General features: G+C 68.7%; 20 protein-coding genes. 14 read left to right on the top strand and 6 right to left on the bottom strand.

Annotation, left to right across the window (positions count from 1 at the left end):
• Window positions 1-26: 26 nt before the first annotated feature.
• The 5 genes from ctaD to ASE76_RS03955 all read left to right on the top strand — a co-directional run bounded on the left by ctaD (window position 27) and on the right by ASE76_RS03955 (window position 3,592).
• Complete coding sequence (gene ctaD, locus ASE76_RS03970; protein WP_055834916.1) at window positions 27-1,658, top strand: cytochrome c oxidase subunit I; 1,632 nt, start codon at window positions 27-29, stop codon at window positions 1,656-1,658.
• A gap of 28 nt (window positions 1,659-1,686) precedes the next feature.
• On the top strand, window positions 1,687-1,800 hold the full coding sequence (locus ASE76_RS21100) for a cytochrome oxidase small assembly protein (RefSeq protein WP_233504460.1): 114 nt from the start codon (window positions 1,687-1,689) through the stop codon (window positions 1,798-1,800).
• 15 nt (window positions 1,801-1,815) lie between these two features.
• Window positions 1,816-2,442, top strand: a complete 627-nt coding sequence (locus ASE76_RS03965) for a cytochrome c oxidase assembly protein (RefSeq protein WP_055834913.1) — start codon at window positions 1,816-1,818, stop codon at window positions 2,440-2,442.
• Window positions 2,442-2,636, top strand: a complete 195-nt coding sequence (locus ASE76_RS03960; RefSeq protein ID WP_055834910.1) for a DUF2970 domain-containing protein — start codon at window positions 2,442-2,444, stop codon at window positions 2,634-2,636. The genes ASE76_RS03965 and ASE76_RS03960 overlap by 1 nt, the downstream gene beginning before the upstream one ends.
• A 74-nt stretch (window positions 2,637-2,710) precedes the next feature.
• The gene (locus tag ASE76_RS03955; protein ID WP_055834907.1) at window positions 2,711-3,592 is read left to right on the top strand and encodes a cytochrome c oxidase subunit 3; all 882 of its coding nucleotides are present in this window, start codon (window positions 2,711-2,713) and stop codon (window positions 3,590-3,592) included.
• A gap of 75 nt (window positions 3,593-3,667) precedes the next feature.
• On the opposite strand, the gene ASE76_RS03950 is transcribed toward ASE76_RS03955, so the two are convergent.
• On the bottom strand, window positions 3,668-3,889 hold the full coding sequence (locus ASE76_RS03950; protein ID WP_082447890.1) for a twin transmembrane helix small protein: 222 nt from the start codon (window positions 3,887-3,889) through the stop codon (window positions 3,668-3,670).
• Window positions 3,890-3,904: 15 nt separating this feature from the next.
• Here ASE76_RS03950 and ASE76_RS03945 point away from each other — a divergent pair, with 15 nt between their 5' ends.
• From ASE76_RS03945 to ASE76_RS03925, 5 genes are read left to right on the top strand one after another with little or no spacing between them, the layout of a single operon-like run.
• Window positions 3,905-4,744 carry an SURF1 family protein gene (locus tag ASE76_RS03945; RefSeq protein ID WP_055834903.1) on the top strand — a complete coding sequence of 280 codons (840 nt, stop codon included), beginning with the start codon at window positions 3,905-3,907 and terminating at the stop codon, window positions 4,742-4,744.
• Window positions 4,686-5,420, top strand: coding sequence for a hypothetical protein (locus ASE76_RS03940; RefSeq protein WP_055834900.1), 735 nt, complete (start codon window positions 4,686-4,688; stop codon window positions 5,418-5,420). Before ASE76_RS03945 ends, ASE76_RS03940 begins: the two co-directional genes overlap by 59 nt.
• Window positions 5,421-5,448: 28 nt before the next feature.
• A complete protein-coding gene (locus ASE76_RS03935; RefSeq protein ID WP_055834897.1) occupies window positions 5,449-6,648 on the top strand; it encodes a heme A synthase in 1,200 nt (399 codons plus the stop codon).
• Entirely contained in the window at window positions 6,645-7,541 is an 897-nt protein-coding gene (gene cyoE / locus ASE76_RS03930; RefSeq protein WP_055834895.1) for a heme o synthase, read from the top strand. Before ASE76_RS03935 ends, cyoE begins: the two co-directional genes overlap by 4 nt.
• An 8-nt stretch (window positions 7,542-7,549) precedes the next feature.
• Window positions 7,550-8,155, top strand: coding sequence for an SCO family protein (locus tag ASE76_RS03925; protein WP_055834892.1), 606 nt, complete (start codon window positions 7,550-7,552; stop codon window positions 8,153-8,155).
• 176 nt (window positions 8,156-8,331) lie between these two features.
• Here the strand turns inward: ASE76_RS03925 and rpoH are convergent, their stop codons facing one another.
• Window positions 8,332-9,270: an RNA polymerase sigma factor RpoH gene (gene rpoH / locus ASE76_RS03920; protein WP_055834889.1), complete on the bottom strand. Its 939-nt coding sequence runs from the start codon at window positions 9,268-9,270 to the stop codon at window positions 8,332-8,334.
• A 245-nt stretch (window positions 9,271-9,515) separates the two neighbouring features.
• Window positions 9,516-10,892, bottom strand: a complete 1,377-nt coding sequence (gene ftsY, locus ASE76_RS03915) for a signal recognition particle-docking protein FtsY (RefSeq protein WP_055834886.1) — start codon at window positions 10,890-10,892, stop codon at window positions 9,516-9,518.
• Between the two features lie 29 nt (window positions 10,893-10,921).
• Here ftsY and ASE76_RS03910 point away from each other — a divergent pair, with 29 nt between their 5' ends.
• From ASE76_RS03910 to coaD, 4 genes are all read left to right on the top strand, one after another.
• The gene (locus ASE76_RS03910; protein ID WP_055834884.1) at window positions 10,922-12,406 is read left to right on the top strand and encodes a pitrilysin family protein; all 1,485 of its coding nucleotides are present in this window, start codon (window positions 10,922-10,924) and stop codon (window positions 12,404-12,406) included.
• 17 nt (window positions 12,407-12,423) lie between these two features.
• On the top strand, window positions 12,424-13,767 hold the full coding sequence (locus ASE76_RS03905) for a pitrilysin family protein (RefSeq protein WP_055834881.1): 1,344 nt from the start codon (window positions 12,424-12,426) through the stop codon (window positions 13,765-13,767).
• On the top strand, window positions 13,764-14,426 hold the full coding sequence (gene rsmD, locus ASE76_RS03900) for a 16S rRNA (guanine(966)-N(2))-methyltransferase RsmD (protein WP_082447888.1): 663 nt from the start codon (window positions 13,764-13,766) through the stop codon (window positions 14,424-14,426). Before ASE76_RS03905 ends, rsmD begins: the two co-directional genes overlap by 4 nt.
• 103 nt (window positions 14,427-14,529) lie before the next feature.
• Entirely contained in the window at window positions 14,530-15,036 is a 507-nt protein-coding gene (gene coaD / locus ASE76_RS03895) for a pantetheine-phosphate adenylyltransferase (protein WP_055834878.1), read from the top strand.
• A 27-nt stretch (window positions 15,037-15,063) separates the two neighbouring features.
• Here the strand turns inward: coaD and ASE76_RS03890 are convergent, their stop codons facing one another.
• The 3 genes from ASE76_RS03890 to ASE76_RS03880 form a co-directional block, all read right to left on the bottom strand.
• Window positions 15,064-16,263: a putative zinc-binding metallopeptidase gene (locus ASE76_RS03890; protein ID WP_082447887.1), complete on the bottom strand. Its 1,200-nt coding sequence runs from the start codon at window positions 16,261-16,263 to the stop codon at window positions 15,064-15,066.
• A gap of 123 nt (window positions 16,264-16,386) precedes the next feature.
• A complete protein-coding gene (locus tag ASE76_RS03885; protein ID WP_055834874.1) occupies window positions 16,387-16,701 on the bottom strand; it encodes a BON domain-containing protein in 315 nt (104 codons plus the stop codon).
• Between the two features lie 90 nt (window positions 16,702-16,791).
• Window positions 16,792-17,355, bottom strand: coding sequence for a bacterioferritin (locus tag ASE76_RS03880; RefSeq protein WP_055834871.1), 564 nt, complete (start codon window positions 17,353-17,355; stop codon window positions 16,792-16,794).
• Between the last annotated feature and the right edge of the window lies 1 nt (window position 17,356).

Raw genomic sequence — 17,356 nt, 5'->3', positions numbered from 1 at the left:
GCAGACAGGTTCCAAAGGAAAGCAAGATGAGTGCAGTTCTCGACCCCCACGGCCACGGACACGACGACCACGCCCACGACGAGCACCACCACGCGCCGACCGGCTGGCGCCGCTGGGTGTTCGCGACCAACCACAAGGACATCGGCACGCTCTACCTGCTGTTCAGCTTCACCATGCTGATGGTGGGCGGCGTGCTGGCCCTCGGCATCCGCGCCGAGCTGTTCCAGCCCGGCCTGCAGCTGGTGAACCCCGAGCTGTTCAACCAGCTCACCACGATGCACGGGCTGATCATGGTGTTCGGCGCGATCATGCCGGCCTTCGTCGGCTTCGCGAACTGGATGATCCCGCTGCAGATCGGCGCGTCCGACATGGCTTTCGCCCGGATGAACAACTTCAGCTTCTGGCTGATGATCCCCGCCGCGCTGATGCTGGTCACCTCGTTCTTCATGCCCGGAGGTGCGCCGGCGGCCGGCTGGACGCTCTATGCGCCGCTGACGCTGCAGATGGGCCCGTCGATGGACGCCGGCATCTTCGCGATGCACATCCTGGGCGCCTCCTCGATCATGGGATCGATCAACATCATCGTGACCATCCTCAACATGCGCGCCCCCGGCATGACGCTGATGAAGATGCCGATGTTCGCCTGGACCTGGCTGATCACCGCCTACCTGCTGATCGCGGTGATGCCGGTGCTGGCCGGCGCGATCACCATGACGCTGACCGACCGCCACTTCGGCACCAGCTTCTTCAACCCCGCCGGCGGCGGCGATCCGGTGATGTACCAGCACATCTTCTGGTTCTTCGGCCACCCCGAGGTCTACATCATGATCCTGCCGGCCTTCGGCATCATCAGCCAGATCGTGCCGGCCTTCGCCCGCAAGAAGCTGTTCGGCTACGCGTCGATGGTGTACGCCACCTCGTCCATCGCGATCCTGTCCTTCATCGTGTGGGCGCACCACATGTTCACCACCGGCATGCCGGTGACCGGCCAGCTCTTCTTCATGTACGCGACGATGCTGATCGCGGTGCCGACGGCGGTGAAGATCTTCAACTGGATCGCTACCATGTGGCAGGGCTCAATGACCTTCGAGACGCCCATGCTGTTCGCGGTCGGCTTCATCTTCGTGTTCACCATGGGCGGCTTCACCGGCCTGATCCTGGCGATGGCGCCGATCGACATCCAGCTGCAGGACACCTACTACGTCGTGGCCCACTTCCACTACGTGCTGGTGGCCGGCTCGTTGTTCGCGATGTTCGCCGGCGTCTACTACTGGATCCCCAAGTGGACCGGCGTCATGTACAACGAAGGCCGGGGCAAGCTGCATTTCTGGTGGTCGCTGATCTCGTTCAACGTGACCTTCTTCCCGATGCACTTCCTGGGCCTGGCCGGCATGCCGCGCCGCTATGCCGACTACCCGATGCAGTTCGCCGACTTCAACGCGCTGGCGTCGGTCGGTGCCTTCTTCTTCGGCTTCGCCCAGGTCTACTTCTTCCTGTTCATCGTGCTGCCGTGCATGCGCGGCAAGGGCGAGCCCGCACCGCAGCGTCCGTGGGAAGCCGCCGAAGGCCTGGAATGGGAAGTGCCGTCGCCGGCGCCGTTCCACACCTTCGAGACCCCGCCCAAGCTGGATGCGACCGCGACCCGCGTGATCGGCTGATCCCGTCGCCCCTCGCCGAGCCCCCGCCATGACGCCCGAACAGAAGAAGAACAACCGCCGCCTCGCGCTGATCCTGGCGTCGATCGCGCTGGTGTTCTTCATCGGTTTCATGGTGAAGATGACGCTGCTGTCGCAGCGCTGAAAGACCGGGCCGCCGATGCGCATGCGACGTGAAAACCTGAAGATGGTCGGCAAGCTGGGCGTGGTCACGCTCGGCATGTTCGCCTTCGGCTACGCGCTGGTGCCGCTCTACAACGCGATCTGCGAGATGACCGGCATCAACGTGCTGGCGATCACCGAGCGGCAGGTGCCCGGCAACGGCACTGCCGGCCGGGACGTGAAGCTGCCCGCCAATTCGCAGATCGACCGCAGCCGCACGATCACCGTCGAGTTCGATTCCAACGCCCGCGGTCTCTGGGATTTCCAGCCGGCGGTGCGGTCGATGCAGGTGCATCCGGGCGAGCTGGCCACGGTGATGTACGACTTCCAGAACACGCAGAACCGCCGCATGGCCGCCCAGGCGATTCCCAGCTATGCGCCGCGCGAGGCCGCGCCCTACTTCAACAAGCTGGAGTGCTTCTGCTTCACCCAGTACACGATGGATGCGGGCGAGAAGAAGCAGTGGCCGGTGGCCTTCGTGATCGATCCCAAGCTGTCGAAGGACGTGACCACGATCACGCTCTCGTACACCTTCTTCGAGGTCGGCGGCAAGACGCCGCCCGCGCCGGCATCCACCCCTACCGCCGATGCGGCCGCCCACCTGCTGTCGGGAGTGGGATCGTGATGGCCGCCCCGCAGCCGCGCGGTTCCCTGCTGCGCACCGTGCGCGCCGTGGCCTGGTCGTTCCTGGGCCTGCGCCGCGGCAGCGGGCTGGAGCAGGACGCCCGGCTCAACCCGGTCCATGTGATGGTCGTCGGCCTGGTGGCCGTCTTCCTGTTCGTGCTGGCGCTGGCGGCCCTGGTCCACTGGATCGTCTAGCCCCCCGCACCCCCGCTCCGCATCCGGCACCGCAGACACGAGAAATTCCAGAAGAGAGAGATTCAGGAGAAGCCATGAGTTCGACCCACACCAGCGCAACACCGTACTACTTCGTGCCCGCCGAATCGCGCCATCCGGCGATGGCGGCGGCCGGCCTGTTCTTCGTGATCCTGGGTGCGGGCCAGTGGGTCAACGGCCATACCTGGGGCATGTATTCGCTCGCGGTCGGCATGGTCTGGTGGCTGACGGTGCTCTTCCAGTGGTTCCGCGATTCGATCCGCGAGAGCGAGGGCGGGCTCTACGGGTACAAGATCGACCTGTCCTACCGCTGGAGCATGGCCTGGTTCATCTTCTCGGAGGTGATGTTCTTCGGCGCCTTCTTCACCGCGCTCTGGTGGGCCCGCGCCCACTCGGTGCCGGCCCTCGGCAGCCTGGACAACGCGCTGCTCTGGCCCGACTTCAAGGCCGTCTGGCCCAGCCTGGCCGCAGGCGTGACCGCGGCGCCTGCCGGCCACATCGAGCCCTTCCAGACGGTCGGCCCGTTCTGGCTGCCGACGATCAACACCGCGCTGCTCCTGAGCTCGGGCGTGACGCTGACCATCGCCCACCACGCGCTGCGCGAGAACCACCGCGGCCGCACCATCTCGTTCATGTGGGCGACGGTGGTGCTGGGCTTCGTGTTCCTGGTGGTCCAGGGCTACGAGTACTACCACCTGTACGCCGAGTTGAACCTCAAGCTCACCTCAGGCGTGTACGGCTCCACCTTCTACATGCTGACCGGTTTCCACGGCTTCCACGTGTTCATCGGCATGCTGATGCTGTTCTTCACCACGCTGCGGCTGCAGAAGGGCCACTTCACCGCGGAGCGGCATTTCGGCTTCGAAGGGGCGGCCTGGTACTGGCACTTCGTCGACGTGGTGTGGCTCGGCCTCTACGTGCTGGTCTACTGGCTGTGATCCGGCCGTCTTGCCGGCACGCAGCAAAAAGGCGCCGCGAGGCGCCTTTTTGCATCTGCCCGGCCCGGGTGCCGCTCAGCGCGCCACCGGCAGGCCGGTGGGGCGCACGTAGCCCAGCTTCCACGCCACCAGGATGCAGACGAACAGCAGGATCGACAGGCCCACCCGCAGCGCCAGTGCGCGGGCCATGTTGCTCGTCTTCGCCTTGCCGTTGCGGCCGTCGCGCATCATGAAGAACAGCGCCGTGCCCAGGCTGCCGAGGATGCCGATGAACGCGAGCAGGACGATGGTTTTCATGACCCGCATTATCCGGTGAGCGCCGCGTTTCATCCCCTCGGCCGGCGTTTCGTGCTGGCCACCGTGGCGGCGGTGGCGGGCGTCGCCGTCACCGTATCGCTCGGCAACTGGCAGCTGTCGCGCGCGGCGCAGAAGGAGGCGATCCACGACGCGATCGCCCAGCGGCGCGCCGAGCCGCTGCTCGACGGGCGCAGCCTGGCGGCCCTGCCGCCGCCGGAGCGAACCGTGCCCGCGGCAGCTGCTGTGCCGCCGGCTGCATCACCGGCACCTTCAGCCGACACGGCCGGCGCGGCCGCGCGCGAGGCGCTGGTGTACCGCCGCATCGCGCTGCGCGGCACCTGGCTTCCGCAGCACACCGTCTACCTTGACAACCGCCAGATGGACGGCCGGCCCGGCTTCTTCGTCGTGACGCCGCTGCAGATCGATCCGGGCGTGGCGGTGCTGGTGCAACGCGGCTGGGTACCGCGCAACTTCCAGGACCGTACCCAGCTGCCGCCGGTGGAGACGCCCACCGGCCCGGTGGAGATCGAGGGGCGCATCGCCGAGGCGCCGTCGAAGCTGTTTTCCTTCGCGGGCGGCGACCCCGGCCAGGGGTCTTCCCGCATCCGGCAAAATCTGGACCTTGCGGACTACCGGCACGAGACCGGTCTGCCGCTCGTGGCGCTGTCGGTGCTCCAGACCGGCGCGCCTGGCGAGGGTCTGCAACGGCGCTGGCCCGAGATCGCCAGCGGTGTCGAAAAACACTACGGCTACGCGTTTCAATGGTTCGGGCTGGCCGCCCTCATCGCAACCCTTTATGTCTGGTACCAACTTGTCCGACGCTTCGTTTCCCCGCGCCGGCGCACCCGCTCCTGAGCCGGACGGCGACCAGCCCCTGGTGCTGACGGTCCACGACATGCCCCGGCCCGCCGAGGCCGGCGCGCAGCAGCGCACGGTGCACGGCCGCTGGAAGATGCTGGCGGTGATGCTGGTCTGCGCGGCACCGGTGATCGCCTCGTACTTCACCTACTACGTCGTCCGTCCCGAAGGCCGTCGCAACTACGGAGAGCTGATCGCGCAACAGCCGCCGCTGCCCGACGTGCCGGCCACCGCGCTCGACGGCACCGTCCGCAGCCTGGCCGCCCTCAAGGGCCAGTGGCTGCTGGTCAGCGTGGCGGGCGGCGCCTGCGACGCGCAGTGCGAGCGGCACCTGTACCTCCAGCGCCAACTGCGGGAGAGCCTGGGCCGCGAGAAGGACCGGCTCGACTGGGTCTGGCTGGTGTCCGACGACGCCCCGGTGCCCCCGGCCCTGGCGCAGAACGTCGGCCAGGCGCAGGCGACCGTGCTGCGGCTGCCGCAGGCCGCGTTGTCGGCCTGGCTGGCGCCGGCGGCCGGCCAGTTGCTGACCGACCACCTCTACATGGTCGACCCGATGGGCCGCTGGATGATGCGCTTCCCGGCCGCGATGGATACCGCTGGCGCCGCCAAGGCCAAGCGCGATATCGAGCGCCTGCTGCGCGCCGCCGCTTCCTGGGACGAGCCGGGCCGCTAGGGCGCGCCGCGCCCCGACGATTTCCGCCATGGACCACCACTCGCTCTACGACCTGTCCCCCGCACTGCAATTGCTGCTGGGCGGGCTGCTGATCGCCTGCGTGCCGCTCGGCTGGCTGTGGCTGCGCAACCGCCATGCTTCCGGCGCGCGCCGGCTGCAGGCGCTCACCGTCCTCACGCTCTTCCTGACCTTCGACCTGGTGCTGTTCGGCGCCTTCACCCGGCTGACCGACTCGGGCCTGGGCTGCCCCGACTGGCCCGGCTGTTACGGCCATGCGAGCCCGGTCGGCGCCCGCAGCCAGATCGCCGCCGCCCAGGACGCGATGCCCACCGGCCCGGTGACCCACGGCAAGGCCTGGGTGGAGATGGTCCACCGCTACCTGGCCACCGGTGTCGGCGGGCTGATCCTGGTGTCGACCATCGCCAGCTGGTGGTTGGCACGGCGGGCCCGGCGCGCAGGGCAGGGCGGCCTGGCGGTGCATCCGTGGTGGCCGACCGCCACGCTGCTCTGGGTCTGCCTGCAGGGCGCCTTCGGTGCGCTCACGGTGACGATGAAGCTTTTTCCCGCGATCGTGGTGCTCCACCTGGCGGGCGGCATCGTGCTGCTGGCGCTGCTCTGCGTGCAGGCGGTGCGCCACGTGCAGGCCGCCGGCCGGCCGGTGGTGCGGCTGCGGCCCGCACTGTGGGGCGGCACAGCGGTGGTGCTGGGGCTGGTGGCCCTGCAGATCCTGCTGGGCGGCTGGGTCAGCACCAACTACGCGGTGCTGGCCTGCGCCCAGTTCCCCACCTGCCAGGACAGCTGGTGGCCGGCGATGGACTTCGCCCAGGGCTTCCAGCTCTGGCGGCCGCTGGGGCTGCTGCAGGACGGCAGCAACATCAGCTTCGCCGCATTGACGGCGATCCACTATGCCCACCGCCTGTTCGCCTATGTCGTCTTCGTCGCGCTCGGCCTGCTGGCCTGGGGGCTGTGGCGTGTCGCGGGCATGGCGACGGCCGCCCGCTGGCTCGCCGGCCTGGCGCTGTGGCAGTTCGCGACCGGCCTCTCCAATGTGGTGCTGGACTGGCCGCTGGTGGCCGCGGTATCGCACACCGGCGGTGCCGCCGCACTGGTCGTGGCCCTTACCTGGGCGCTGTGCGACAGCCGTGCCGCCCGGCCCGCCACCGCCCCTGTTCCGGGCAGCGCCGGTGCGCGCCCCGCCGATCCCGGCGTTTCCGGATTCTCTGCATGACCGTCGCTTCCTCCGCCCTGCCTTCTTCGCGCTTCCAGCAGTTCTATGCGCTGACCAAGCCCCGGGTGGTGCAGCTGATCGTGTTCTGCGCCCTGATCGGCATGGTGCTGGCCGTGCCGGGCCTGCCGACCTGGGCCGAGGTGCGGCTGGCGCTGGTGGCCTGCGCCGGCATCTGGCTGGTGGCGGGCGCGGCCGCGGCGTTCAACTGTCTGGTCGAGAAGGGTATCGACGCCAAGATGCGCCGCACCGCCTGGCGCGCCACCGCGCGGGGCGAACTCTCGGACGGGCAGGCGCTGGGTTTCTCGGCGGTGCTCTGCGTCGCCGGCTCGCTGCTGCTGTACCGCTACGTCAACCCGCTAACGATGTGGCTCACCTTCGCCACCTTCGTCGGCTATGCGGTGGTCTATACCGTGATCCTGAAGCCGCTGACGCCGCAGAACATCGTGATCGGCGGCGCCTCGGGCGCGATGCCGCCGGTGCTCGGCTGGTCGGCCATGACCGGGGACGTCGGGCCCGAGGCGCTGATCCTGTTCCTGATCATCTTCCTGTGGACCCCGCCGCACTTCTGGGCGTTGGCGCTCTACCGGGTGGAGGACTACCGCAAGTCGGGCCTGCCGATGCTGCCGGTCACCCACGGCAACGAGTTCACCCGGCTGCAGGTGCTGCTCTACACGCTGATCCTGTTCGCCGGTTGCCTGATGCCCTTCATCTACGGCATGAGCTCCTGGATCTACCTGGCGGCGGCGGTGGTGCTGGGCGCCGGATTCTGCCTCTACGCCTTCCGACTGTGGCGCGCCTATTCCGACGAGCTGGCGCGGCGCACCTTCCGTTTCTCGCTGATCCACCTGAGCCTGCTGTTCGCGGCGCTGCTGGTGGACCACTACGTCCTCTAGGAGCCGCCGTGCCTCTCGACCGCCGCACCCTGAACGCCGCCGTCCTCGCGACCCTCGTCGCCGGGCTGTCCGCCTGCTCGAAGCCTGCCCCGAAGGCCGCCTTCAACGCAGTGGACGTGACCGGCGCCGACTACGCCCGCGACTTCGCGCTGACCGACCAGCACGGCAAGGCCCGCACCCTGGCCGACTTCAAGGGCAAGGTCGTCGCCGTGTTCTTCGGCTTCACCCAGTGCCCCGACGTCTGCCCGACCACCCTGGCCGAGCTGGCCGAGGTGAAGCGCCAGCTGGGCGCCGACGGCGACATGCTGCAGGCGGTCTTGATCTCGGTCGACCCGGAGCGCGACACGCCCGAACTGCTCTCGGCCTACATGGAGAACTTCGACCCGAGTTTCGTCGGCCTGCGGCCCACGCCGGAGCAGCTTCCGGTGGTCGCCAAGGACTTCAAGGTCTACTACAAGAAGGTCGAAGGCAAGACGCCCGGCAGCTACTCGATGGACCATTCCGCCGGCACCTACCTGTTCGATCCGCAGGGCCGGCTGCGGCTCTACAGCCGCTACGGCGCGGGCAATGCGGCCCTGCTGGCGGATATCAAACTCCTGCTCTCGGGCGCCTAGCCGGTTTGCTATGAATTCGATAGCTGGAGGCCGGCGCCCTGCGTCGGCCACGGCTACGAAACGCTTGGAAATTCAGGATTCCGCCAGCCACGCATACGGACCCTGGATGACAAAAGGGCTGTCCACAGGACAGCCCTTTCGCACGGAGCCCGGCGCCGTTGCCGGCGCCGGTAACGTCAGGCGTATTCCGCCAGCGTCTTGCGCATCTTCTTCATCGCGGCCGTTTCGATCTGGCGGATCCGCTCGGCGCTGACATGGTATTCGGCGGCCAGCTCGTGCAGTGTCATGCCGCCCGATCCGTCGTCGTTCACGTTCAGCCAGCGCTGCTCGACGATGCGGCGGCTGCGGTCGTCCAGCGCCTCCAGCGCCGTCGCGATGCCGTCGGTGGCCATCACGTCGCGGTCGCGCGATTCCAGCATCGCGGTCGGCTCGTGGGCACCGTCGGCCAGGTAGGCGATGGGGCCGAAAGCCTGCTCGCCGTCGTCCGAAGGAGACGGGTCGAGCAGCACGTCGCCGCCCGACATGCGGGTCTCCATCTCCATCACGTCTTCGCGCTTGACGTTCAGCCGCTCCGCGACCTGGTCCACCTGCTCGGGGCTCAGCGTGTCGCGCGGGACCACGTCGGCTTCCAGGCCGGCGTTGGCCTTGAAGGACTGTTTCATCGACCGCAGGTTGAAGAACAGCTTGCGCTGCGACTTGGTGGTCGCCACCTTCACCATGCGCCAGTTCTTCAGGATGTACTCGTGGATCTCGGCCTTGATCCAGTGCATGGCGTAGCTGACCAGGCGCACGCCCTGGTCAGGGTCGAAACGCTTGACCGCCTTCATCAGACCGATGTTGCCTTCCTGGATCAGGTCGCCCTGGGGCAAGCCGTATCCGATGTACTGGCGCGAGATCGACACCACCAGGCGCAGGTGCGACAGCACCATCCGGCCGGCCGAATCCAGATCGTTGTCGTTGCGCAGCTTGCGGGCGTAGGTTTGCTCTTCCTCGGGCGTGAGCAAGGGCAGGCGGTTGATCGCCGAAATATAGGCATCCAGGTTGCCCAGCGGGGGCACCAGGGACCAGGGGTTCGCAGCCGCGACCGCCGTGGCGTTTCCAGTTTGAAGATTCATACCAGAAGTCCTTTCCTCTTGACTTTCATATTAGCACTCGGTTGGAGAGAGTGCTAAAGCACAAGTTCCGCATCAGCCGTAATTCCCGCTATCGCGTCGATAGCGGCGGCGTTCTGCCGGGTGATCGGGCGCCATCGCCGGTCAATCTAGTGCCAACACCTGATACACAGCTTAGAACCCGTGCCGCGCACCCCGTGTCGGACAGCCTCAGGCTGCCGCTGTCGGAGGGCGCGACACGCAGGCGCTCAGCCCAGCAAGGCCTGCGCGAACTCCCGCGCGTCGAAGGTTTCCAGGTCTTCCAGCTTCTCGCCCACGCCGATGAAGTACACCGGGATCGGCCGCTCCTGCGCGATCGCGGCCAGCACGCCGCCCTTGGCGGTGCCGTCGAGCTTGGTGACGATCAGGCCGGTGAGGCCCAGCACGTCGTCGAACGCGCGGACCTGGGCCAGCGCGTTCTGGCCGGTGTTGCCGTCGATCACCAGCAGCACCTCGTGCGGCGCGGTGCCGTCGGCCTTCTGCACCACCCGCTTGATCTTGCGCAGCTCTTCCATCAGGTGCAGCTGCGTCGGCAGCCGGCCGGCGGTGTCGACCAGCACCACGTCCTTGCCGCGGGCCTTGCCGGCGGTGACCGCATCGAAACTCACCGCCGACGGGTCGCCGCCCTGCTGGCCGACGATCTCGACCAGGTTGCGGTCGGCCCACACGCCGAGCTGCTCGCGGGCCGCGGCCCGGAAGGTGTCGGCGGCGGCCAGCAGCACGCTGGCGCCCCCGTGCGCCAGGTGCTTGGTCAGCTTGCCGATGGAAGTGGTCTTGCCCGCACCGTTGACGCCGGCCACCATGATCACCGTGGGCGTGTGCTCGCCGATCACCAGCGGTTTCTCCAGCGGCTTGAGCAGCGCCGCGATGGCGTCGGCCAGCAGCGCCTTCACCGCCGTGGGCTCGGTGGCGCGTGCGTCCTTCACCCGGCGCTTCAGGTCGGCCAGCAGGAACTGGGTGGCCTTGACGCCGGTGTCGGCCATCAGCAGGGCGTCTTCCAGCTCCTCGTAGAGCGCGTCGTCGATCCTGGTGCCTGTGAAGACGGTGGTGATGCTGCCGCCGGTCTTGCGCAGGCCGGTCTTCAGTCGGTCCAGCCAGCCGGCACGGGTAGCTTCCGGGGTCGCACCCGGGGCCGCTACGGGCAGGCTGGAAGACGCCGACGCAGGCGGTAGCGGCGCGATGGCCGGCGAGGGCGGCTGCGGCCGGGCCGTAGAAGGCGAGGCGGCCGGAGCGAACGCGGCGGGTGCCGATGCGACTGCCGCAGGCGCCGGCGGGGACGCGGGGGCCGAGGGTGCGCCTGGCGCGGCAACGCCGGGCAGAACAGGGCGCGGAACAGGCGACCCAATCGGTGGGGTCTGGTCGGTCGACGGCGCCGGTGCGGGAGCCGCATCTCCGGGTTCCACCGGTGGCGCCACGCCGAACTGGGTCTTGAGCCAGGCCATGGCCGACCCGGTGACACCGGCCGGTGCGGGCGCCGGTGCCGGCGGCTGCACGGCGGCGGGTGGGGGCGGTGGGGCGGCTTCCTGCGGAGCGGGCGTCGCTGGGTCGGCGGAGGTCGGTGCTTTTTTCTTGAAGAAACTGAACATTGGGGCCGTTCTTAGAATCGCACCATTCTATGAAACGCGCTATTTCCCTTCTCGGCCTGCTGGCCGCGTTCGGCGCGGGTGCCCAGGTACCCCCGACCGGCGATCCCACTCCCACTCCGGGCCCTACCTCTCCCACCGGCCCCGCGGCCGGCACCCCGGGCGGCGCGGCGCCGGCGGGGGCCGAGACGGTGCAGCAGTTCACCCTGTCCAACGGCATGTCGGTCATCGTCAAGCCCGACCGGCGCGCGCCCACCGCGGTGCAGATGGTCTGGGTGCGCGTCGGCTCGATGGACGAGGTCGACGGCACCTCGGGCGTGGCCCACATGCTGGAGCACATGATGTTCAAGGGCACGGCCACCGTGCCCGCCGGCGAGTTCTCGCGCCGGGTGGCGGCCCTGGGCGGGCGCGAGAACGCGTTCACCAACCGGGACTACACAGGCTACTACCAGCAGATCCCCGCCGGCCGCCTGGCCGACGTCATGAAGCTCGAATCCGACCGCTTCGCGAACAACCAGTGGGCCGACGGCGAATTCCTCAAGGAGCGCCAGGTCGTCACCGAGGAGCGCCGGATGCGCACCGATGACAACCCCCGCGCCCGGATGGGCGAGGCGCTCAACGCGCAGATCTACCTGGCCTCGCCCTATCGCCGGCCGGTGATCGGCTGGATGAGCGACATCGCGGCCTACACCGCCGACGACGTCCGCGCGTTCCACCAGAAGTGGTACGTGCCGGCCAACGCGGTGCTGGTGGTGGCCGGCGACGTCGATCCGGCCGAGGTGCGGCGCCTGGCCGAAGCCACCTACGGCCAGATCGCCGCCCGCCCGGTGCCCGCGCGCAAGCCGCAGGCCGAGCCGGAGCAGACCGGACTGCGCCGCTTCGAATTCAAGGCGCCGGCCGAGCAGGCCTATGTGGCGATGGCCTTCAAGGTGCCCGGGCTGGAGTCGCTGGCCGCCGATGCGCCGCCGGCCGACGACGCGCTGGCCCTGACCATGCTGTCTGCGGTGCTCGACGGATACTCCGGTGCCCGGCTGGGCCGGTCGTTGACGCAGGGCCCGAACCGGGTGGCCGACAGTGTCGGCGCCTACCACGCGCTGGTGGCCCGCGGCCCCAAGACCTTCATGCTCTACGGCGTGCCGGCCCAGGGCCGCACCGCGGCGCAGGTCGAGGCCGGTCTGCGGGCCGAAGTGGCCAAGGTGGCCGCCAGCGGCGTGACCGAGGCCGAGCTGCGCCGCGCCCGCACCCAATGGATGGCCGGCGAGGTCTTCAAGCGCGATTCGGTCTTCGAGCAGGCCAACGAACTGGGCAACAACTGGATCCAGGGCATGCCGCTGGACGCCGACGAGCGCGTGCTGGCGCGCCTGGAGAAGATCACGCCGCAGCAGGTGCAGGACGTGGCCCGCCGCTACTTCGGCGACGACCAGCTCACCGTCGGCACGCTGGTGCCGCAGCCGATCGACCCCGCCCGCGCCCGCCGTGCCGCCGCCGCCCAGGCCGCCGGTGGCGATCTGCACTGACACCCGACAGGAATTCGATGTTTGCTATTAAAACCATAGCTATAGGTCGGCATATCGCGCCGGCCGTGGCTCTTTTTTGCCTGAATCCGGCCTTCGCGGCGCTGCCGATCGAGCATTGGACCCAACCCGCCGGTGCCCAGGTCTACCTGGTGCAGAGCAAGGCGGTGCCGATGGTCGACGTGCAGATCGACTTCGACGCCGGCGCCCGGCGCGACCCCGCGGCCCAGGCCGGGCTGGCCGCCGTCACCGCCAGCATGAGCGAGAAGGGCGTGCGCGCCCACGGCCGCGAGCCGGCGCTCGACGAGAACGCGATCGACGACGCCTGGGCCGACCTGGGCGCCAACTTCGGCGCCGGCGCCACCAGCGACCGGATGAGCTTCACCCTGCGCTCGCTGACCGACGCCGCGCTGCTCGACCGTGCCGCCCAGCTGGCCGCCCGCCAGATCGGCGAGCCGTCGTTTCCCGACGCCATCTGGCAGCGCGAGCGCCAGCGGATCACCGCAGCGTTGAAGGAGGCCGACACCCGGCCCGCCACCCAGGCCGGCCGCGCGTTCCAGCGCGCGGTGTACGGCAGCCACCCGTACGGCCAGCGCACCACGCCGCAGACGCTGACGGCGATCGGCGTGGCCGACATGCGGGCGCTGCAGGCCCGTGCGCTGCGGTCGTGCGGCGCCAAGGTCAGCATCGTCGGCGCGCTCGACCGCGTGCAGGCCGACCGGCTGGCCACCAAGCTGCTCGGTCGGCTGCCGGCGGGTCCGTGCACGCCGCTGCCGGCGGTGGCCGAGGTGCAGCCGCTGGCCGCGCCGCAGGACATCCGCATCCCGTTCGACTCGGCGCAGGCGCATGTCTACATCGGCCAGCCGGGCTTCCGGCGGGCGGATCCCGACTACTTCGCACTGACGGTCGGCAACTACATCCTGGGCGGCGGCGGCTTCGTTTCGCGGCTGACCGAGCAGGTGCGCGAACAGCGCGGCCTGAGCTACAGCGTGCAGAGCTGGTTCGAGCCGGCCCTGCATGCCGGCGCCTTCACCATCAACCTGCAGACCCGGCCCGACCAGGCCGCGCAGGCGGTGGACGTGGCCCGCGCGGTGCTCGACCGCTTCGTGGCCGACGGCCCGACGCCGCAGGAACTGCAGGCTGCCAAGGACAACCTGGTCGGCGGCTTCCCGCTGCGGATCGACAGCAACGCCAAGCTGCTGTCGAACGTGGCCAACATCGCCTGGAACGGCCTGCCGCTGGACTACCTCGACACCTGGACCGCCCAGGCGCAGAAGGTGACCGCCGACGACATCCGCGCCGCGTTCGGCCGCAAGCTGCAGCCCGACCGGATGGTGACCGTGGTCGTCGGAGGCACGCCGTGAAGCCGGTCGATTCACGCAGCCGCAGCCGCTCTCGCGGCGAAACGCCGGCAGAAGCACCGACCGCGCCGGCCGTACCCAAGCACCGCGGCAAGGGCGAGGTGCGGATCATCGGCGGGCTCTGGAAGCGCACCCGCCTGCAGGTGCCCGACCTGCCGGGCCTGCGGCCGACGCCCGACCGGGTGCGCGAGACCCTCTTCAACTGGCTCGGCCAGGACCTGACCGGGTGGCGCTGTCTGGACGCCTTCGCCGGCACCGGCGCGCTGGGGCTGGAGGCCGCGTCGCGCGGCGCGAAGCACGTGATGCTGTGCGAGCGCCAGCCGGCGCTGGTCGATGCGTTGCGGGCCGCCTGCACCAAGCTCAAGGCCACCGCCGTCGAGGTGCGGCGGGCCGACGGCATCGCGGCGCTGCGCGACGCCGCGCCGGGCAGCCTCGACCTGGTGCTGCTCGATCCGCCCTTCGATGCGGGTTTGTTCGACGCGGCCCTGGCCGCAGCGGCGCGGGCCGTGGCGCCCACGGGCAGGATCTACCTGGAGGCGCCCCGTGCCTGCACCGAGGCCGACCTGCAAGCGCTGGGCCTGGCGGTGTCGCGCCATCTGCGGGCCGGCGCTGTCCATGCGCATCTGCTGGTGGTCGCGGCCGCGCAGCCGGCCGCCGCATAATCCGGCGCATCCGCATCGCCGGGCCCGCCGGGCCCGGCCTCCGCCGGGCAGCGCAGGACCCGCACTGGCGCACCGGCCGACCCGCTTCGAGGAGTTCGCTCGCATGGCCCGCAACGTTGTCGCCGTCTACCCCGGTACTTTCGATCCGATCACCCTCGGCCATGAAGACGTGGTCCGCCGCGCGACCCAGTTGTTCGACCGGGTGATCGTGGCGGTGGCGGCGGGCCACCACAAGAAGACGTTGTTCGACCTGCAGGAGCGGATCGACATGGTGCGCGAGGCGGTACGGGCCTATCCGCAGGTCGAGGTGGAGAGCTTTTCGGGCCTGCTGCGCGACTTCGTCGTGTCGCGCGGTGCCAAGGCGATGGTGCGCGGCCTGCGGGCCGTCACCGATTTCGACTACGAGTTCCAGTTGGCCGGCATGAACCGCAGCCTGATGCCGGAAGTGGAAACCGTGTTCCTCACGCCGAGCGACCGCTACCAGTTCATCTCCAGCACCTTCGTGCGCGAGATCGCGATGCTGGGTGGCGAGACCGACAAGTTCGTGTCGGAGGAAGTGCACGCCTGCCTGCAGTGCAAGGTACGCAGCCTGCAGCCGCCCGCTGCCTGAGGGCGTCGCGGCAGCAGCCTGGTCGGGCTACAGCGACAGGGGCTGCGGCTCGAAAGGGCCGATGTTGCGGTCGGCGTTGAGCGCAGGGGGCTGCGGATCGGCCGGCTGGCGCATGTCGTCGTGGTCGTCCACCAGCGGTTTGTTGACGCACTGGTGGATCACGTCGTGCACGAAGCGCAGCTTGCGCAGGGCGCCGTTCGACAGAGCGAACGGATAGGCGTCGTTCTGTCCCAGGCTGCGGTTGAGGCTGTTGAGCATCAGGGTCACCGGCACCCACTGGCGCACCAGCTGGTCGAAATCCGTCTCGCGCGATTCGAAGGGGTTCGACACGCCGTCGGGCGGCAACGCGGCGCCGCCGGGCACCACCACGTTGGTGTGGTATGCGGCCGCCGTTTCCAGCAGGTCGACCATGTGCAGGTAGTGCGCCCAGGTCTCGGCCCAGTCTTCCCACGGGTGGGCGGTGGCATAGGCACTCACGAAATCGTTCTGCCAGTCGTTGCCGGTGTGGTCGGTCGCGTAGTGGCGCTTCAGCGCGGCCCCGTAGTCCTGCGAGTCGTTGCCGAACACCGCGCGGAAGGCCTGCAGCCCGTTCTGCGCCAGGATCAGCCGGTCCCAGTAGTAGTGGCCCGATTCGTGCCGCAGGTGGCCCAGCAGCGTGCGATAGGGTTCGTGCAACTGCAGCCTCCGGCGGGCGCGCTCGTCGTCGTCGGCCTCGGCGATGTTGAGGGTGATCAGGCCCTGATTGTGGCCGGTCATGACGCGCGGCTTGCCGGGCAGGTCGGCCAGGAACTGGTACACCGGGCCCGGCACTTCGTTGGGGCCGGGCTCGGTCGATGCCAGGCCCAGGCGCGCCAGGGTATAGAACAGGCGCTTCTTGGCCACCTCGATCAGGTACCAGCGGTGCTGGTTGGCGGTGATGGAGAGGTCGGGCAGCAGTTTGGTCTGGCGGCACGAGACGCACAGCAGATGCGGATCGTGCGAAGGCACCGCGAAATTGCAGGCGTGGTGCAGCCGATTGTTGATGCACATGCGGTACGTCTGGGTGGACCGTGTGTACGGCAGCCGCTCCAGCAACACCTCCCCGCTGCCGTCGACCAGCGGCGACCGGCGCAATGCCGCCATCGTCAGCTGGTCCGGCAGAAACGCCAGGCCGCTGCCGCAGTTGAGGCAAGTGACGTTCTCGAAGAAGACCGGATGCCCGCAGTTGTCGCAGTTGAATATCTTCATGGAACCGATCGGCCGGGTTGTCTCTGCACCATAGGCAAAGGCAGGGTCCGGGTTGCGCACCCGAAGCCCTGCCTTTCAAACATGCCCGCCGCGACCGGCGCGGCAGGCATGTAACGTACGTTCTTACGGACGAACGACGATGTTGTTGCGCACGTCGCGCACGTTCTTCGTGTTGCGGGCGATGGTTTCGGCGGTGTTCTTTTCGGTCTGCGACTTCGCGAAGCCCGACAGCTGAACCGTGCCGTTGAGGGTTTCCACGCTGATCGCGGTGGCGGCGACCGACTTGTCTTCAGCCATCTTGGCCTTCACCGCGGTGGTGATGCCGGCGTCGTCCACGTAGGAACCGACGGTTTGCTGGTTACGTGCAACCGAGCAACCGGCCGTGACGATGGTGATACCTGCGAGAGCAGCGAAAGCCAGGGCGCGAGCGTATTTCATGATGATTCCTCGGATGTAATTGGATTGGTTGACACGGTGCGGGAGCGAAAACTCCGCCGACGGTGCACGAGTCCGGTCGGCGGCGGGGGATCAGCGGTGCAGCCAGTCTTTCAACTCGTCTGCATGTTCTTCTTCCTGCGCCAGGATGCCTTCGAGCATGCGGCGGGTCGTCGGGTCCTTGTCGCCCACCAGATGGATCATCTGGCGGTAAGCTTCGACGGCGATGCGCTCGGCCACCAAATTGGCGCGGACCATCGATTTCAGATCGGATGACTCATCGTACTCGGCATGGCTGCGTGCCAGCAGGGTCGAGGGAGAGAAGTCGGGGCTGCCGCCGAGCTGGACGATGCGTTCTGCGATCAGATCGGCATGCGCCGCTTCTTCGTTGGCGTGCACCAGGAACTCGTCCGCAATGGCCGGCGACTGGACGCCATCGGCGGTGAAGTAATGGCGCTTGTAGCGCAGTACGCAAACGAGTTCGGTCGCCAGTGCATCGTTCAGCAATTTGACGATGGCGTCGCGATGGGGGCCGTAGCTGGGCGTCACGGCGCCTTCATCCAGGTCGCGAGTCGCCGCAGCGTTCAGTGCGGACTCGTCGAGCGTCATGCTTTCAGGGTCGACAGAAGTGTGCGTGGGTTGGGAGAGATCGTTCATC

Origin of the sequence: Xylophilus sp. Leaf220 (assembly GCF_001421705.1) — a bacterium.
GTDB lineage: Bacteria > Pseudomonadota > Gammaproteobacteria > Burkholderiales > Burkholderiaceae_C > Xylophilus.
The sequence above is the reverse complement of the archived record's forward strand: the minus strand, read 5'-3'. Positions and strand labels throughout refer to the sequence as shown.

Bases quoted from the DNA above. Each gene is read 5' to 3' on its own strand.
- ctaD (WP_055834916.1), top strand. From the start codon at position 27: ATGAGTGCAGTTCTCGACCCCCACGGCCACGGACACGACGACCACGCC.
- ASE76_RS21100 (WP_233504460.1), top strand. From the start codon at position 1,687: ATGACGCCCGAACAGAAGAAGAACAACCGCCGCCTCGCGCTGATCCTG.
- ASE76_RS03965 (WP_055834913.1), top strand. From the start codon at position 1,816: ATGCGCATGCGACGTGAAAACCTGAAGATGGTCGGCAAGCTGGGCGTG.
- ASE76_RS03960 (WP_055834910.1), top strand. From the start codon at position 2,442: ATGGCCGCCCCGCAGCCGCGCGGTTCCCTGCTGCGCACCGTGCGCGCC.
- ASE76_RS03955 (WP_055834907.1), top strand. From the start codon at position 2,711: ATGAGTTCGACCCACACCAGCGCAACACCGTACTACTTCGTGCCCGCC.
- ASE76_RS03950 (WP_082447890.1), bottom strand. From the start codon at position 3,889: ATGAAAACCATCGTCCTGCTCGCGTTCATCGGCATCCTCGGCAGCCTG.
- ASE76_RS03940 (WP_055834900.1), top strand. From the start codon at position 4,686: ATGTCTGGTACCAACTTGTCCGACGCTTCGTTTCCCCGCGCCGGCGCA.
- ASE76_RS03935 (WP_055834897.1), top strand. From the start codon at position 5,449: ATGGACCACCACTCGCTCTACGACCTGTCCCCCGCACTGCAATTGCTG.
- cyoE (WP_055834895.1), top strand. From the start codon at position 6,645: ATGACCGTCGCTTCCTCCGCCCTGCCTTCTTCGCGCTTCCAGCAGTTC.
- rpoH (WP_055834889.1), bottom strand. From the start codon at position 9,270: ATGAATCTTCAAACTGGAAACGCCACGGCGGTCGCGGCTGCGAACCCC.
- ftsY (WP_055834886.1), bottom strand. From the start codon at position 10,892: ATGTTCAGTTTCTTCAAGAAAAAAGCACCGACCTCCGCCGACCCAGCG.
- ASE76_RS03910 (WP_055834884.1), top strand. From the start codon at position 10,922: ATGAAACGCGCTATTTCCCTTCTCGGCCTGCTGGCCGCGTTCGGCGCG.
- ASE76_RS03905 (WP_055834881.1), top strand. From the start codon at position 12,424: ATGTTTGCTATTAAAACCATAGCTATAGGTCGGCATATCGCGCCGGCC.
- coaD (WP_055834878.1), top strand. From the start codon at position 14,530: ATGGCCCGCAACGTTGTCGCCGTCTACCCCGGTACTTTCGATCCGATC.
- ASE76_RS03890 (WP_082447887.1), bottom strand. From the start codon at position 16,263: ATGAAGATATTCAACTGCGACAACTGCGGGCATCCGGTCTTCTTCGAG.
- ASE76_RS03885 (WP_055834874.1), bottom strand. From the start codon at position 16,701: ATGAAATACGCTCGCGCCCTGGCTTTCGCTGCTCTCGCAGGTATCACC.
- ASE76_RS03880 (WP_055834871.1), bottom strand. From the start codon at position 17,355: ATGAACGATCTCTCCCAACCCACGCACACTTCTGTCGACCCTGAAAGC.